This is a genomic window from Ligilactobacillus faecis (assembly GCF_029889745.1).
In the GTDB taxonomy this organism is placed as follows: Bacteria; Bacillota; Bacilli; order Lactobacillales; family Lactobacillaceae; genus Ligilactobacillus; species Ligilactobacillus faecis.
In genome coordinates this window covers 1152501-1169422 of record NZ_CP123639.1, presented here as the reverse complement: position 1 = coordinate 1169422, position 16922 = coordinate 1152501, and the positions used below count along the sequence as shown (strand labels likewise).

Here is a 16922-nt window from a genome sequence, read left to right as displayed (position 1 = left end):
AAGTTTTATGCCTAAAGCTTAAACTTTTGAAATGAGCGTGTATACTAAATGAGGTAGTTTTTACTTATTGAACTATGCTAAAATGAAGGCTAGTCGAAACACTAAAGAAAGGACAGGCTATATCTCTCATATAGCATTACATATTGATATGGACAACGAAAACAAACAGCCCCGACGTAATAGTCACAGTCATGCTAAAAAGATGGATACAAAGTTACGTAAGCGGATCTATCTTGGACTTTTGCTCGCAACCTTAGCTATTTTCTACGCTATTGGCGCATATGCATACAATATCTTAAATTCAGCTAAAAATACGATCGATCAAACTTATTCAAAAACAAATTTGAAAAAAAGTCGTGATGTTTCCTCTGTTTTAAAAGATAAAAGACCGATCTCGATCTTACTTTTGGGAACTGACACAGGCGATCTCGGACGAACGGATAAAGGGCGGACCGATACGATCATCGTTGCGACTGTCAACCCCTCAACTAAAACAACAACTTTGACAAGTATTCCCCGTGATACTAAAGTCAGTGTGCCCGATTCAGAAAACTCTTATGACAAGATCAACGCAGCGTACACGATCGGAGGTACTTCAACGGCCGTCAAAACAGTTCAAGATACGCTTGATATTCCGATCGATTACTATATTTTAGTCAACATGCGAGGACTAACACAATTAGTTGATGCTGTGGGCGGGATCACGATCAAACCGCTTTTGACTTTTAAATACGAAGAGGCTGATGTTACAAAAGGCAAGACTGTCAAAATGAACGGAAAACAGGCTTTAGCTTATTCTCGGATGCGTTATGACGATCCCGAAGGTGACTATGGTCGGCAAAAACGCCAAAAACAAGTTATCCAAGCGATCGTCAGCAAAGCAATGTCCGTTTCTGCGATCTCTAATTACGATAAGATCTTAAAATCGATCGGTTCAAATATGCAAACTGATTTGACTTATGGCGACATGGTCACGATCGCAACTAAATATACAGCTGCAAGTGAAAATATCAACTCAAAAGTTCTTCAAGGGCAAGACACGATGCTTGATGGCTTATCTTATCAAGTCGCAACGGCCGAAGAAAAGAAAAAGATCTCAAATGAGATCCGTGAACAACTTGGGCTAGAAAAGACTGACAAAGATTTTAGCGATCAAGCAGACAGCTATGGTAGTGACTATGGTTCGAGTGACTATGATCAAAACGATTATGATCATAGTGGCCCTGACTACAGTAATAACTATGGCAATTCAACTTATTGATAAATTTATGACACTAAAAAATGCTAGGAAACATTCCCTTTAAAAGGGTGCTTCCTAGCATTTTTTATTTCAAGCTTTTTTTACCTTGAAAAGAGATAATTATCCCAAAAAGGATCGTCAAACTATTCAAGACCAGACCTAAGCCGACGATGTTGCTGTAAAATTGTGGAACAAGTAAAAAAAGGACTCCAAAAAACGAATATAGACTTGTGACCAATGTTGAAACGACCGAAAAATCTAACTGTGTATATTCTTGATAGATCATCTTCTCAAAAATATTCCCTGAAATTCCGACTAAAACAAACCCCAAATATAGTAAGATCAATTTTATGTAAAATTGTGGAATGATAAAGATCAGTAAGAAAGCCGTTCCTGAAAAAATATAATCAATGCAAAAGAAACGCTTATGCTCGATCGAAACATACGGAGCTAAAAGTGCTCCAGTAAAATCAGCTGCACGTTGTAGTGCTAAGATCACCCCTAACCACTTAAGATCAACTTTTAAACTCACTAAATACAATGGCGCTAAAGTTGAAAGTAGATCCAATGCGCCACTTAAAAAAGCTTCGATCATAATGATCTGGCTCGCACTCTTTCGTTGAAAAAAGAGCTTACTACTCACTAAAAGGCTTTTTAGTGGCGGAAGCTTTTCAAATTGGTCGTTTTGCTTTTGACCTACGCCTTTTAATTTAAGAATAAAAAGAAAAGCCAAAACGAAAAACGGAAAACTAAGTTGGATAACGGCTAGATAAGACATGATCCCCAGTAAAAGTGAAGCGACAAAATTACTTAAAATATCGAGTGTATTTCCTGTAAAATATTGAATATCAACGGAACGTTCGATCAACTCATTTTTATTTTGTAAGATCTCAGGTACGAGTCGAGTTTGCAATGCGGCTTGTAAACTCGCAAGCAGACTGAAGAGTAGATTATACAAATATAAATAGCCCACTGATACATGCCAATAAAAGCTAAGCATTACTAAAAAGGCTACTGCAAAGTAAAGTCCTCGAAAAAATAAGAGCCATTCTTTTGTGCGTTTGATCTTCGCCAAAAAAGGACTATACAAGAAGGCTAACAGTGATGGAATCATCCCGACTAAAACAAATAGTGATAACGAATCGGCTTTGATATGATAGATCTTGACTAATCCAAGTAAAAAAGCCACTCCATAAAGACTGTCTGCAATATTATCCATACTTCCGCTATAGATCAACTTGCGAAAATCTTTAGGATATTTACTCATTAAGGTCATAGCACATCACCTGCCAATTTAGTAGATCAATTTGGATAGCATCTGGTATTTCATTACGCAAATCTACAAGTTCATAAAATGCGCGATAAGCAATCAAGCCCGCAGCCATATATGAAATAGGCGCTATTATACTCGTAGGAGCTTTATTTCCCAAAAGATTTTCATCAGTTATCATGTTCTCACTATAGAATTTTCGTAATGATTCAGTTTTTCCTGGCCTAATACATGTATAATTTATTACGGTCGAAGCATACGAACCAGCTATAAAAGGCTTACCATATTTTTCCGAAAGATCGTCAAACCAATAATCTATTACAATTTCTGGTTTATCTGCACAACAAAGTGCTAAATCAAAGTCATATTGTTTATAGACTTCATCCAAATCTTGCTTGGTCGTGATCTTTTTTTCTATAGTAATTACACTTACACTGCTATCAATTTCCTTTAAATAACGCTTAACTGTTAGGACTTTTGAATATCCTATATCTTTTTCTTGAAAAACACTCTGTCGGGTTAAATTGGATGCATCTACCTTATCGAAATCCAATAATATAAATCTTTTGACTCCTAACCTAGTCAATATTTCTGCAATATTTCCACCGATTCCCCCCATACCTACAATCAATACTTCTTTTTGAGATAATTGCTGTTGATACTTAACTGGGTCAGTATTCTCAGAAATATCGATCCACTCAAAGAAATTAATATTTCTAGAATACTTATCATCGTTATACTGATTATTTGTGAGTAAACCCTTCTTAGCCCACTTTTTAACAGTATTTAACTCATCCAAAGTATACTTATCAATATCATTAGTATCGTACCTATCTAGTTTTTTTACTAGCTCTTCATTCTTTTTAGTGTATGGTAATGATCTAACTAAAGATTCATTACCATATCCAAAGACAATTTTATCTTCCGCAACATATGGTTGCAAAGTCCTTTTCATTTTCATAAATCCTCTCCCCTTGTAACACAATCTTAATAAAGGTCTTTAATCAAAATGATCAAAGACCCTCTATAAATTATCTGCTACCAACGCGGAAGCCAACCGGTGGTAGACTACTATGTTTTGGTGCAGGTAGCCTTGACGACATATATATCACCTCGCTTTATTTAAGTTAGGCTAAGTATATTCTCATACAACATAAGTGTCAATATTTATTTTAGAAATAAATTAATTTAGTGTTATTTTTATTTATTGTATAAATAAAAAACGCTCAAACGCAATTAACCACGTTTGAGCGAGTAAAAAAATTTAATTTTCTTGGTAATGACTCAGATCAAGCAACAAACTACCATAGGCTAAACCAGCCCCAAAGCCTGTCAGTAAAGCTGTCTTTGGTCTTTGTCCTGCTTTAAGTGCTTGAGCTAACGCTAACGGGATCCCAACCGAAGAAGTATTGCCAACTTGATCAACATTGATCGCAAATCTATCTAGAGGTAATTCTAAATGATTCGCGATCTTCTCGATCAAACGTAAATTAGCTTGATGCGTCACGACTAGGTCAAGATCTTGTGGTCTCAGACCTTGGGCTTGTAAAAATTCATCGATATGAGCTAAAACAGTCGTCGTCACAAATTCAAACACAGCCCGCCCATCTTGGTAAAAAGCATCCACCTGTGGATAATTCGATGCCGCAACTTGAGTCAGTGGCGCCACCCGTCCACTGTGGATAACTTCACTATTGCCTGCAGTACACAATTTTTCAGCTAAGATCTCATCTTGAGCTTGACTAGCTTCAATGATCACGCCTGCTGCCCCATCCCCAAAGAAGACAGCCGAGGTCCGGTCAGTAAAGTCCATCATTTTCGAATTTGTTTCTGCGCTAATGATCATTACTTTTTGATATGCTCCTGAGCGAATAAACTTTTCACCTGTGGATAACGCGAAGATAAAACCTGCACACGCTGCCGAAAGATCATAAGCAAAAGCATTTTTAGCTTGAATATTACGTTGGACTAAAGCAGCCGTTGACGGTGTCAAAGCATCTGGGGTGATCGTTGAAACGATGATCAGATCAAGTTCTTCTGGCGCCAAGCGAGCTTCTTTCAACAACTTTTGGGCGACTTTTGTTGCTAGATCAGAGGTATTTTCTCCCAGTGCATAACGCCTTTCTTTGATCCCAGTATGTGCTACGATCCACTCATCTGAGGTCGCCATGATCTGACTCAATTCATCATTTGTCACGACTCTTTCAGGCAAATAGCCAGCACTTGCACTGATTTTTACAGCATTCATCTTCTTTAGCCTCATTTCTTGCGTGAAATTAAAAAAGAGCTGCGAATAATTCACAGCTCTTCTTTCAATGATGCGGGTAAATGGATTCGAACCATCACGAGCTCAATTGCTCACCAGATCCTTAGTCTGACGCGTCTGCCAATTCCGCCATACCCGCGACAACAGAATTAATTATAGCAGACATTTTCAGACGCTGCAACCTTTTTTAAAAATTTTTTTTGAGCAATTTGAGCTGGCCTCGACACTTACCACACCGATATTTTTGCACATCAACTCTTCGCTGCCGTAAATAATCTTGCTGACACTCGCAGCATTGATAATGATAGCGTGCTTTTTTGACAGTAGCTGGTGCAAACCGAAGACCACCGACTTTTTTTAAGAGCTGTTTAAAGTCTTGATCACGGTGACGATACCCTCTTTTTTCTAAATGTAAGTGATAATGACATAGCTCATGTTTGATCGTCCCGATCAAAACTTCTCGACTATGTTCAGTCAACATCTTTTGATTCAACTCTAGATCATGACTGCTCAAAAGATAACGCCCACCTGTCGTTTGTAACCGGGGATTGAAACGGGCTCGATGCTTGAATGGACGTTTGAAATATTTAAGTGAAAGCATCTCAACAAGTGCTTGCAGTTCTGCTTCAGTCATTTTCTGGTCCTAACATACTCAATTGGATCCGGTTACGCTTTAGATCGACTTCTTCAACATAAACAGTTACGATATCTCCAACTGCTACAACTTGACTTGGATGTTTGACAAAGTTTTTACTCAACTTCGAGATATGGACTAAACCATCTTGTTTGACGCCGATATCGACAAAAACTCCAAAGTCAACGACATTTCTGACCGTTCCTTGTAGTTGCATTTTAGGTTTGAGATCTTCTAAATGCAAAATATCTGATCGTAAAAGTGGGGCTGGCATCGTATCGCGAAATGTTCGCCCAGGTTTACTTAAACTTTGAACGATATCCGTTACAGTCTCTACCCCAGCCGCTTGTTTTTGAGCAAAAGCTTTGAGATCTAACGCTTCAAGTTGTTCTTTAGCGGTAGTCGTCCCTAACTGGTCGATAGAGAGCTTTGCTGCCACTAAAAGTTTTTGGGCTAAAGGATAACTTTCTGGATGGATGTCAGTGTTATCAAAAATATTTTTTCCTTCACTGATCCGTAAAAAACCAGCGGCCTGTTCATAAGCTTTCTTACCTAGACGGGGGACTTTCTTTAGCTCAGTCCGAGCTTCAAAACGACCATTTTCATCCCGATAAGCTACGATATTTTGCGCAGTCGTTTTATTTAAGCCTGAGATATGCTGAAGCAAGGCTGCACTAGCTGTATTTAAATTGACACCAGCTTGATTGACTCCTGTTTCGATCACAGTTGCCAATTTTTCATCTAATTGTTTTTCTGGAAGATCGTGTTGATACTGCCCTACCCCGATTGCTTTAGGATCGATCTTGATCAGTTCTGCTAAAGGATCTTGCAAACGACGCGCAATGCTCACAGCTGAGCGCTCTTCCACGTTAAAATCTGGAAACTCTGTCCGGGCTGCTTCACTCGCAGAATAGACAGACGCCCCGGCTTCATTAACGATCACATAGTAGACTTTTGCTGGAATTTCTTCTAAAACTTGGGCAACGAAGCGCTCTGATTCACGGCTGGCAGTCCCATTTCCGATCGCGACCATCTCAACCCCATATTTTTCGATCAAGGCTTTTAAAGTTTGCTTAGCTTGGGCTTGCTTTTTTGGATCTGGCTTTTGGCCCTTAGCTTTTTCATGGGGATAAATGACTGCTTTAGCTAAAAATTTACCAGTCGGATCAACGACTGCTAATTTGCACCCAGTGCGAAAAGCCGGATCTAGACCTAAGATCGTTTTTCCTTTAAGAGGAGCTTGCATCAAAAGATGGTATAAGTTATCCCCAAAAACTGCGATCGCTTGTTTGACTGCTTTAGCAGTCAGATCACGCCGAAGCTCACGTTCGATCGCAGGGAAAATAAAGCGTTTATAGGCATCCGTATAAGCTTTTTCAACATAAGCAACACTTGGTCCTTGTTTTTGACCGATCAGCTGTGAATGGAAATACCGTAAAACATAGCCATCATCAACCACTAAGCTAACTTTTAAAACACCTGCCTTTTCACCACGATCAAGCGCTAAGATCCGGTGATCTAAGATCGAACTGATAGCTTCTTCAAAAGCGTAATAGTCTTGATAAACACGAGTTTCATCTTTTACTTGATCTTTTAATTTACTTTCGAGATACCCTTTTTTCTGAGCATGCCGGCGCACAAAAGCACGTAAAGGGGCACTTTCACCAAACGCTTCTGCTAAGATCTCATGCGCTCCTGCTAACGCTTTTTCTTCGTCAGCGACGCCTTTAGCTTTCGCAACATATTTTTGGGCTTTACTGAACACGTCTTCAGTATCAAATTTTAAAAGTTCTTTAGCTAAGCCAGCTAAACCTTGTTCTTTAGCGATCTGAGCCTTAGTCCGCCGTTTTTGTTTAAAAGGCAAATATAGATCTTCTAACTGTTGGAGCGTTTTAGCTTCTAACAGTGCTTTTTTTAATTTAGGGGTCAACTTCTCTTGTTCTGTGATCTTTGCCACAATATCGGTCCGCTTTTTCTCGAGCTTTTCTGTTTGCTCATAGACCGTTTTGATCTCACGCAGTTCGACTTCATCTAAACTTTTAGTTGCTTCTTTACGATAACGCGCGATAAAGGGGATCGTATTTCCTTCATCTAATAATTTCAACGCCGCTTCGATCTGCTCTGGGCGATATGTGAGTTTTTCAGTGACCAATTTTACATAAGCTTGTTCCATGTTATTTTCCTCGCTTGTGATCTAGTTAGTTTTATTTTAGAGATTTTAGCTACGTAAAACAAGTTTGCATGATCAGACTTAAACGACTAAAATCAAAGATGACATTCTTGCTAGAAAGGTGGCCTAAATCGTGACGCCCACGACTGCTCTCAAACATTATTTCGGTTATGATGACTTTAAAGATGGCCAAAAACAAGTTATCGAACTCGTCTTAGCGCACCAAAACACCCTGGCATTATTGCCGACTGGTGGTGGTAAATCTCTTTGTTACCAGATCCCCGCTCTCTTGAGTCCTGATCTAACATTAGTGATCTCACCTTTGATCTCTTTGATGAAAGACCAAGTCGATAGCCTTTTGCAAAATGGGATCAGTGCCGGGTTGCTCAATAGCTCGCAAAGTTTTGCTGAAACAAAAGCAGTTTTGCAAAAGGCACGCCGCCACGAATTAAAATTGCTCTATATCGCACCAGAAAGGCTCGAAAATCAATTTTTCTTAGAACTTCTAGAAGATCTGCCAGTCTCCTTAGTCGCAGTCGATGAAGCTCATTGTATCTCTCAATGGGGACATGATTTTCGTCCCAGTTACTTAAAATTACCGCTTTTATTAGCACAACTCAAACAGGCCCCGACTGTGATCGCTCTGACTGCGACTGCGACTCCGCAAGTCGCGCACGATATCAAAACGCTCTTACAGATCCCCACCACAAATGAAGTTAAAACGAGCTTTGCACGCCCTAATCTGACGTTTAAGCTCATTAAAGGAACGAATTTTGAAAAATATTTACTTGCTTATCTCAAAGAAAATCCGCATGAATCAGGGATCATTTACGCTGCGACACGCAAAAAAGTCGAACAGCTCGGGAACCTTTTACAAAAATGTGGCTTAAATGCTGGGATCTATCATGCTGGTCTCTCTGAAACTGTACGCAAACAAAATCAAGAAGACTTTCTTTACGATCGTACCCCGATCATGGTCGCGACTAATGCTTTTGGGATGGGGATCGATAAAAGCAATGTCCGTTTTGTGATCCACGCCCAAGTTCCAGGAAGCTTAGAAGCTTATTATCAAGAAGCTGGTCGGGCTGGGCGTGATGGAGTCGCAAGTGAAGCCATCTTATTTTATAAAGAAGCTGATCTTCGTGTTCAACGCTTTTTTATTGATAATTCAGAAGCAGATGAGGCTCATCGTGAACGCGACTATTTGAAACTGCAATCTTTGAGCCGTTATGCGAATACAGAAGAGTGTCTCCAACGCTTTTTAGTCCAATATTTTGGTCAAGACTGTCCCCCCTGTCAAAAATGTACAAATTGTACAGATACTCGGGCTAAACAAGATATTACAAAAGAAGCACAAATGATCATGTCATGTATCATTCGGATGCGAGCGCATTTTGGCAAAAAGATCGTCGCCCAAGTTTTAGCCGGTTCAAAAGCTAAACGGATCTTAGAACTTGGTTTTGATCAACTCTCAACTTATGGGATCATGCACAAAAAAGCGACCGAGATCGAAAGTTTGATCGACTTTTTAACTGCAAGTGGTTACTTGGAAACAACCAACGGTCAATACCCAACTCTAAGGGTCGCAAAACGCGGAGGAGAGGTTTTACGTGGCGCAGAACAAGTCTTTATGCGCCAAGAAGTTGTCGCCAAAAAAGTCGTCATGATCGATAATGAACTCTTTGAAAAACTGCGCCATTTACGCCGTGAACTAGCTGAAGCTCAACACGTGCCCCCCTTTGTCATCTTTTCTGATCAAACTTTACATGAGATGTGTGAAAAGCTTCCGACTGATGAACGTGCTTTTCTCGAACTCAAAGGCGTCGGACACAGTAAACTTGAAAAATACGGCAAGATCTTTTTAGATGCCTTGACAAACTATCAAACTACTAAAAAAGAAGCCCATTAGTGAGCTTCTTTTTGTTTACTTCCAGAAATCATCGTAGACAGTGATCGGCAAATGCCGTTTATGTTTAGTCTTTTCAAACCAATTTTCGATCTTTTGCGCAGTTTCTGCTGCAACTTCTTTGCCTTCTAAATAGTCATCGATATCAGTATAGGTCACACCTAATGCAACTTCATCTGGTAACGCTGGTCGATCTTCTTCAAGATCTGCGGTCGGAGTCTTTTGGTAAAGATGAGCAGGGGCCCCTAATGCTTCTAACATGGCCCGACCTTGGCGCTTATCTAAACGCCAAAGTGGCATAATATCAGCCCCACCATCACCGTATTTCGTGTAAAAGCCGGTGATCGCTTCAGCCGCATGATCAGTTCCGACAACAGCGCCTGATGTTGCTCCAGCGATCGCATATTGAGCAATCATGCGTTGCCGCGCTTTGATGTTGCCTTTATTGAAATCGCTGATCGTGATCCCATTTGCTTCAACTGCTTGGACCATCGCATCACTTGCTTCTTTGATATTGACGCGCATCGTTTGGTCGGCTTGCATAAAATCGATCGCAGCTAACGCATCTTGTTCATCAGCTTGTGTGCCATAAGGTAAACGGACTGCGATAAACCGATAACTTTGATCGCCAGTCTCAGCGCGCAATTCTTCGATCGCCATTTGGCAAAGTTTCCCACAAAGCGTCGAATCCTGCCCGCCAGAGATCCCTAGGACTAGCGTTTTTAAAAATGGATGCTTCACTAAATAGGCTTTTAAAAAGTCGAGCGAACATCTGATTTCTTCTTTTGGATCGATCGTTGGTCTGACTTTCAATTCTTCAATGATCTGGGCTTGCAATGTTCGCATGCTACTACCTTCTTACTTTTCATATTTTTGACTGATACTTTCACGTACTTCTTTGATGATCTTCATCTTATTGTCATAGCATTTTTGTGAAAGATCGACTGGATAGTCTTGTGGATTTAGATCACGTTTGTATTCTTCCCATAAACTATCTAAATGCGTCTTAGCGTAAGCCTTGATCTGCGCTAAACTCGGTAGATCGTACACTAATTTTCCTTCAACAAAAATATCGACTAACAATGGACGTGCCTCAAAATCAGTCACATTCTTATTGATATACGTATATTGCGGATGGAACATATAGAGCGCTTTTTCTTTTCTTGGATCTTCATCCCACACAGTGATGTAATCACCTTCTGACTTTCCATCAGCCTTTTTGGTGATCCGCCAAACTTGTTTTCTTCCTGGAGTCGAGACTTTTTCAGCATTACTTGAGATCTTGATCGTATCCTCTAAAACACCTTGATCATCTTCGATCGCGACCATCTTGTAAACTGCACCTAAGGCTGGTTGATCATAGGCCGTGATCAATTTCGTACCCACACCCCAAACATCGATCTTCGCGCCTTGCATCTTTAAGTTAGTGATGGTCTTTTCATCAAGATCATTTGAAGCATAGATCTTAGCATCAGGAAAGCCAGCTTCATCGAGCTGTTCACGCACCCGTTTTGAGATATATGCCATATCCCCTGAATCGATCCGAACGCCTAAGAAGTTGATCTGATCTCCTAATTCTTTTGCGACTTTGATCGCATTGGGGACCCCTGAGCGCAAAGTATCGTACGTATCGACTAAAAAGACACAATCTTTATGTGTTTTAGCATATGCCATAAATGCATCATAGTCATTGCGATAAGCTTGCACAAGGGCATGGGCATGCGTTCCACTAGCTGGGATCCCAAAGATCTTAGCGGCGCGAACGTTACTTGTCGCATCAAAGCCACCGATATAAGCTGCCCGTGTCCCCCACAAAGCTGCATCAAATTCTTGCGCACGCCGCGTCCCAAATTCTAATAAACTATCTGAACCACAAGCGGAACGGACTCGTGCAGCTTTAGTGGCGATCAACGTTTGATAATTGACGATATTCAAAAGCGCTGTTTCGATCAATTGACAATCGACTAACGGTCCTTCGACTTGCAAAATCGGTTCATTGTTGAACACGACTTCACCTTCAACGGCTGAGCGGATCGTAGCTTTAAATTCAAAATTTCTGAGATAATCGATAAAGTCAGCCGGATAATCGGCTACTTCACTTAAATAAGTGAGATCTGATTCTGTAAAATGTAGGTTTTGGATGTAATTGACGATCCGTTCAAGCCCCGCAAAAATCGCATATCCATTTTTGAATGGCAGTTTCCGAAAATAGACTTCAAAGATCGCTTTTCGATCGGCTAGACCTTCACGCCAATATGTTTGCATCATATTGATCTGATACGCATCAGTATGGAGCGTATAACTGTCATCGGGATAAGTTTTGACCATTTTTAATTCCTCTTTGATAATCAAATGTTTTTCCGCCGTAGTTGGGCGAAATTGATCATATGCGTTTAATTTTATCACGTTTAGTCAAAAACACCAATCGATCGACATACTTACTGTTATAATAAAAGTATCAGTTTTCGAAAGGTGGATAAAATGGAGAAAAAATTTGCGACTGTCAATGTTTTAGGGATCGACTTTAGCAAAGTCACAGCTGATGAACTCTTAACTGAATTAAAACAAGCCAGCTTAGCCCACCAAGATCGCTTTATCGTGACGGCTAATCCTGAGATCGTTTTAGCAGCTAAAAACGATCCCGCTTATAAAAAGGCTTTAAAGACTGCCGATCATATCACAGCAGACGGGATCGGGATCATCAAAGGTGCTAAGATCTTAGGTGATCCATTACCAGAACGAGTCACTGGTTACGACACGATGCTTAGTTTACTCGAATTTGCCAATGAAACAAAAAAACGCGTCTTTTTTTTAGGCGCTAAACCAGAGGCACTCACAAAAGTCTTGGCAAAAGTCAAAAAAGACTACCCCGATCTTGTGATCGCTGGGAGTTGTGACGGCTATTTCAAAGATGAGACTAAAGTCGCACAAGCCCTCAAAAAAGCACGACCGGAACTCGTTTTTGTCGCTTTAGGCTTTCCCAAACAAGAATTTTTTATCGTCAATAATCGGACATGTGCAGATGCCTTGTGGATGGGCGTTGGGGGAAGCTTTGATGTCTTGTCAGGTCTGACTAAGCGCGCGCCCAAATGGTGGATCGAGCATCACCTTGAATGGGCGTACCGTCTTTTGAAAGAGCCGACACGTGCCAAACGAATGTTAGCTTTGCCTAAATATCTCTTACTCGTTTACCGTGAAAAGCTTTTAGCTAAAAAATAAGAGATCACTTGTTTAGAACGTTTGTCTAAACAAGTGATCTCTTTATTTTTCAAGATAAAATTCAAAGCGTTCACCGGCATACTGTGTACGCACATATTCAAAGGGACGGCCATCACCTAATTTTGTTAACTGATGTAACCTTAAGATGGCAGCTCCGCGCTTTAAATGTAGATAATCTGCGATCCGTTCTGAGGCCAACATCGCACTGACTGTTTGCTCTGCATGCCCGATCGCAAGCCCGTTTTGTTCTAACGTTTGGTAGAGCGAACGCGTCACTTGCTTACGCTCGTAATCTTTGATCAGATCATAAGGAACAGTCGCAACTTCAAAACAGATCGGCACTTCATCAGCATAACGGATCCGTTCCATCCGTAAAACTTTTTGTCCCTCTGCCAACTCTAAATGTTCACTTTCACTCAAAGAAGGCGTCGTTACAAGGTAAGAAACAGTTTTACTAGAGGGCTTTTTCCCTTGAGCCTTAGTCAAAGCGGTAAAGCTCGTTACACCAGACATCTTTTCTTGGACTTTTTTACGTGCAACATACGTTCCAGAGCCAACTTTACGCTCTAAGATCCCTTCTTCGACTAAAGTCTGGATCGCTTGTCGCAAAGTCATCCGACTAACCCCAAATTGGACTGCTAAAGCGCGTTCAGCTGGAATCCTCTCACCGATCGCCCAACGATTAGCTTCGATCTCTTTTTTTATCTTATTGTGGATCTGGATATAAACTGGTGAACTCACCGCCAAAACCCCCTAGTAATATTATTTTTTAAATTTACGCCCTAAACTATACGTCGAAACAAGCTTCAAGTCTTGGTCTAAAATATTCAGATCAGCGTCCATTCCTGGGGCCAATTTACCTTTCTTGACGAGCCCAAATTCTTTGGCTTGATTACCAGAAGTCATCTTGACTGCATCTGCGATCGAACAACCTGTAAAACGTATGATATTTTTAAAAGCATCTTCATAGCGCAAGACACTGCCGGCTAAGTTTCCCGTCTCTAGGCGCGCTTGCTTATCTTTGACGATAACTTTTTGACCACCCAATTCTGAGACTCCTTCTGGCATCCCTTTAGCCCGCATCGAATCAGTCACTAATTCGATCTTATCTGGTCCTTTTAGTTCGTATGCTAATTTTATCATATCTGGGCAAACATGGAAGCCATCGGCGATCAACTCGCAATAAATATTGTCTTCTAAAAGCGCATGACCTGTAACACCTGGCTCACGGTGTTTAAATTCCCGCTGTGCATTATATAAATGAGTCACATGGCTGGCTTTAGAATGTTTCATCTGTTCACGCGTAGCATTACTATGTCCGACTGAAGGCACGATCCCATGTTCTAAGAGATATTTTTCAAAAGCTGGCGAGGTACTATGCTCTGGTGCATAAGTCACTAACTTGATCAAATTGCCAGAAAGCTTGTTCCATTGATCAAAAACTTCAAGATCTGGTGCTTCGATATACTCTTCTGGTTGAGCGCCTTTAAAGACCGGAGATACAAAAGGACCTTCTAAATGGATCCCTTGGATAACTGGATTTTTAGCTGCCGCTTCTCTGATCGCCTGCATCGCTTTAGCAATATTTTCATGCGATTGCGTCATCGTTGTCGGAAAATACGTCGTGACCCCTTCATAGATCATCTCGTTGACCATTTTATCTAACGCTTCAGCATCACCATCCATTGCATCAAAGTCATAACCACCATGACTATGAACATCGATAAAACCTGGGATGATCGTCTTACCTGCTACATCGATCACTTCAGTATCGGTTGGTAAAGCTTGATAATCGCTCATCTTTCCGAGATCGATGATCGTTTCATCGAAACGTAAATAAGCATCTTTTAAAGTTTCTTCACCAGTATAGATAACAGCATGTTTGAGCACTTTACTCATAATTTTTGGACCCGCTTTCTTAGATTGATTACCCCTTAATAGTAATAGGTATAGACCAAAATTACAAGTTAGAATACTTATTGTCCTTGATCTTTTTTGATCGTGGCATCTAAACCTTTAACAACTGCTGTCATAAATCCAGCTTCTTCTAATGCCAACAAACCAGCGATCGTCGTGCCCCCTGGTGAACAAACATCATCGATCAGATCCATCGGCGACTTTGTTTCATGAAGCACTTTTTTGGCACTTCCTAAAACTGCTTGCGCAGCGATCTGAGTTGCTTGTGCTTTAGAAAGTCCATATTTGACTCCAGTTCTAGCCATTGCATCGATAAAGAAATAAACATAAGCCGGCGAACTCCCAGCTAAAGCAACAAAAGTGCTGAAATCTTTTTCGGGTAAGAGTTGAGTCTTGCCGACCAACTCAAAAAGTTCAGTCACGTTCTTTAACTCCTCAGAAGCTACATTTTTATTTGCGACTAATGCTGTCATACCTTCACCGATCTCAACATTGACGTTTGGCATGATCCGAATGAGCTTAACTTGAGGATCCAAAGCTTTTGTTAATTCATCTAAAGAAACCCCTGTGACCATCGACACGATAAGTGGTTTTTTTTGCTTGACACTTGCTTTGATCTCAGCTAAAACTTTTCCTAAAACTAAAGGCTTGACTGCTAAAAAGACGATGTCAGAATTTTGCACGACACTCACATTATCAGAACAAGCATATAAGCCATGTTCAGTCGCATAAGGGACATAATTCTCTTTATGCGCACTATGAACATTGATCTTTGCTTGTACTCCATTTTTTTGCCAACCATTGATGATCGCTTTTGCCATATTACCAACACCGATAAAGCCGATCTCCATAAACTTCACCTACTTTTTTTGATTGAACTACTTCTATTTGATTATAGCAAAGAATAGATCTACGCGCTTTACTTATAGACAGGCGAATATTTTTATAAAAAAAAGCCACGACTAAAAGTCGTGACTTATCAGTCATTGGGCTAGCTGGATTCGAACCAGCGCATGACGGTACCAAAAACCGTTGCCTTACCGCTTGGCTATAGCCCAATATGGTGGAAGGGAGTGGATTCGAACCACCGAACCCGAAGGAGCGGATTTACAGTCCGCCGCGTTTAGCCAGACTTCGCTACCCTTCCATTTTTTAAACTCTTATCAGACGTCTTAACGCATCCGACTTAATTATAATACCCTGTTTAGTATCAAAATGCAACACTTTTTCAAAAGTTTTTTAAATATTTTTTTGAACAAGCTTTTAGGCTTAAGAAAAAAAGCAATGACTAACTCATTGAACTAGTCATTGCTTTTACTTTAATTAACATTTTCCATTAGTTTTTTGATCCGTGGTGTTAAAACTAAAAGTAATACACCAAAGACAACTGTTACGACCCCAATCAGACCAAAGTACATAACTTCAGTATCTGCACTATATAAGCGTACGATCTGAGCATTAAAGGCTTGCGCTACAGCATCGCCTAAGAACCAAATACTCATCATTTGAGCTTGGAAGGCACGTGGCGCTAATTTAGTCGTGACTGAAAGTCCGATCGGCGAGATCAACATTTCACCGATGATAACTAACGCCCAACTCATGATCAACCATAATGGGCTAACTTTGGCACCTGTCCCAAATAAGAGACCTGGTAACATCATCCATAAGAAGGAGGCACCTGCAAAGAAGAGCCCAAAGGAGAATTTCATTGGTGAAGAAGGTTGTTTCTTACCTAACTTCGTCCACAATCTAGCAAAGAATGGAACATATAGCATGATGAACAATGGATTCATACTTTGGAACCAACTAGATGGGAAATTAAAGCCAAAGAGCGTTAAACGTGTTTGTTCGTTAGCAAATAAAGCTAAGACAACTGAACCTTGCTCTTCGATCGACCAAAATAAGACAGAAGCGATGAATAATGGGATATAAGCCCAAACACGTGAACGTTCGATCTTATCAAGTTTATCACTTGATAAGATCTTGATGAAGTAATAGACCGGAATACAGACCGCCAAGATCGTCAATAAGTTGATCACATTCATGATCGTAAACATATTGAACAGACTCATCAAGATCAAGATCAAAATGATCAAAATGCTCCAGATCGCAGTTTTCTTGCCTAAACTCTTCATTTCTTCTGGTTCAAGCGGATCAGTTGGATATAAGCTTTCTTTAGAAAGATATTTGCGGCCATCGATCCAGTATTGAACTAATCCAAAGAACATCCCGATCGCTGCTAAAGAGAAGCCTAAATGGAAGTTGACTTTTTGACCTAACCAGCCAACTGTTAGTGGTGC

Annotated in this window: 14 protein-coding genes and 3 tRNA genes (1 of these 17 only partly in view); 3 read left to right on the top strand and 14 right to left on the bottom strand. The window is 40.5% G+C overall.

The window, feature by feature from the left end; translation table 11 throughout:
• Nucleotides 1-148: 148 nt before the first annotated feature.
• Nucleotides 149-1261, top strand: a complete 1113-nt coding sequence (locus QFX10_RS05560) for an LCP family glycopolymer transferase (RefSeq protein ID WP_280607235.1) — start codon at nucleotides 149-151, stop codon at nucleotides 1259-1261.
• A gap of 64 nt (nucleotides 1262-1325) precedes the next feature.
• Here the strand turns inward: QFX10_RS05560 and QFX10_RS05555 are convergent, their stop codons facing one another.
• From QFX10_RS05555 to QFX10_RS05530, 6 genes are all read right to left on the bottom strand, one after another.
• Nucleotides 1326-2516 (bottom strand): MFS transporter, encoded by a 1191-nt coding sequence (locus tag QFX10_RS05555; RefSeq protein ID WP_280607197.1) that lies wholly within the window; start codon nucleotides 2514-2516, stop codon nucleotides 1326-1328.
• Nucleotides 2500-3471 carry a HesA/MoeB/ThiF family protein gene (locus tag QFX10_RS05550; RefSeq protein WP_280607196.1) on the bottom strand — a complete coding sequence of 324 codons (972 nt, stop codon included), beginning with the start codon at nucleotides 3469-3471 and terminating at the stop codon, nucleotides 2500-2502. Before QFX10_RS05550 ends, QFX10_RS05555 begins: the two co-directional genes overlap by 17 nt.
• Before the next feature lie 303 nt (nucleotides 3472-3774).
• The gene (locus QFX10_RS05545; RefSeq protein WP_280607195.1) at nucleotides 3775-4758 is read right to left on the bottom strand and encodes a beta-ketoacyl-ACP synthase III; all 984 of its coding nucleotides are present in this window, start codon (nucleotides 4756-4758) and stop codon (nucleotides 3775-3777) included.
• A gap of 71 nt (nucleotides 4759-4829) precedes the next feature.
• A tRNA-Leu gene (locus QFX10_RS05540) sits at nucleotides 4830-4915 on the bottom strand.
• A gap of 48 nt (nucleotides 4916-4963) precedes the next feature.
• Nucleotides 4964-5410: a SprT family protein gene (locus QFX10_RS05535; protein WP_280607194.1), complete on the bottom strand. Its 447-nt coding sequence runs from the start codon at nucleotides 5408-5410 to the stop codon at nucleotides 4964-4966.
• Nucleotides 5403-7583 carry a Tex family protein gene (locus QFX10_RS05530; protein WP_280607193.1) on the bottom strand — a complete coding sequence of 727 codons (2181 nt, stop codon included), beginning with the start codon at nucleotides 7581-7583 and terminating at the stop codon, nucleotides 5403-5405. Before QFX10_RS05530 ends, QFX10_RS05535 begins: the two co-directional genes overlap by 8 nt.
• A gap of 130 nt (nucleotides 7584-7713) precedes the next feature.
• On the opposite strand from QFX10_RS05530, the gene recQ reads away from it, so the two are divergent.
• Nucleotides 7714-9489, top strand: a complete 1776-nt coding sequence (recQ, locus tag QFX10_RS05525; RefSeq protein WP_280607192.1) for a DNA helicase RecQ — start codon at nucleotides 7714-7716, stop codon at nucleotides 9487-9489.
• A 15-nt stretch (nucleotides 9490-9504) separates the two neighbouring features.
• Here recQ and nadE read toward each other — a convergent pair whose 3' ends face one another.
• Entirely contained in the window at nucleotides 9505-10332 is an 828-nt protein-coding gene (gene nadE, locus QFX10_RS05520) for an NAD(+) synthase (RefSeq protein ID WP_280607191.1), read from the bottom strand.
• Nucleotides 10333-10344: 12 nt separating this feature from the next.
• Nucleotides 10345-11814 (bottom strand): nicotinate phosphoribosyltransferase, encoded by a 1470-nt coding sequence (locus QFX10_RS05515; RefSeq protein ID WP_280607190.1) that lies wholly within the window; start codon nucleotides 11812-11814, stop codon nucleotides 10345-10347.
• Nucleotides 11815-11967: 153 nt separating this feature from the next.
• On the opposite strand from QFX10_RS05515, the gene QFX10_RS05510 reads away from it, so the two are divergent.
• Entirely contained in the window at nucleotides 11968-12705 is a 738-nt protein-coding gene (locus tag QFX10_RS05510; RefSeq protein WP_280607189.1) for a WecB/TagA/CpsF family glycosyltransferase, read from the top strand.
• Between the two features lie 42 nt (nucleotides 12706-12747).
• Here the strand turns inward: QFX10_RS05510 and QFX10_RS05505 are convergent, their stop codons facing one another.
• The 6 genes from QFX10_RS05505 to QFX10_RS05480 form a co-directional block, all read right to left on the bottom strand.
• A complete protein-coding gene (locus QFX10_RS05505; protein ID WP_280607188.1) occupies nucleotides 12748-13446 on the bottom strand; it encodes a GntR family transcriptional regulator in 699 nt (232 codons plus the stop codon).
• A 21-nt stretch (nucleotides 13447-13467) separates the two neighbouring features.
• Complete coding sequence (gene nagA, locus QFX10_RS05500; RefSeq protein ID WP_280607187.1) at nucleotides 13468-14604, bottom strand: N-acetylglucosamine-6-phosphate deacetylase; 1137 nt, start codon at nucleotides 14602-14604, stop codon at nucleotides 13468-13470.
• Nucleotides 14605-14681: 77 nt separating this feature from the next.
• Nucleotides 14682-15473 (bottom strand): pyrroline-5-carboxylate reductase, encoded by a 792-nt coding sequence (gene proC, locus QFX10_RS05495; protein WP_280607186.1) that lies wholly within the window; start codon nucleotides 15471-15473, stop codon nucleotides 14682-14684.
• A gap of 135 nt (nucleotides 15474-15608) precedes the next feature.
• Nucleotides 15609-15680: transfer RNA gene (locus tag QFX10_RS05490), tRNA-Gln, on the bottom strand.
• A 3-nt stretch (nucleotides 15681-15683) separates the two neighbouring features.
• Nucleotides 15684-15769 (bottom strand) — tRNA-Tyr (locus QFX10_RS05485).
• A 172-nt stretch (nucleotides 15770-15941) separates the two neighbouring features.
• Nucleotides 15942-16922, bottom strand: the 3' portion of a protein-coding gene (locus QFX10_RS05480) for a peptide MFS transporter (protein ID WP_280607185.1). 489 nt of this gene lie beyond the right edge of the window; only the last 981 of its 1470 coding nucleotides appear in the window; the start codon falls outside the window, past its right edge; the stop codon is at nucleotides 15942-15944.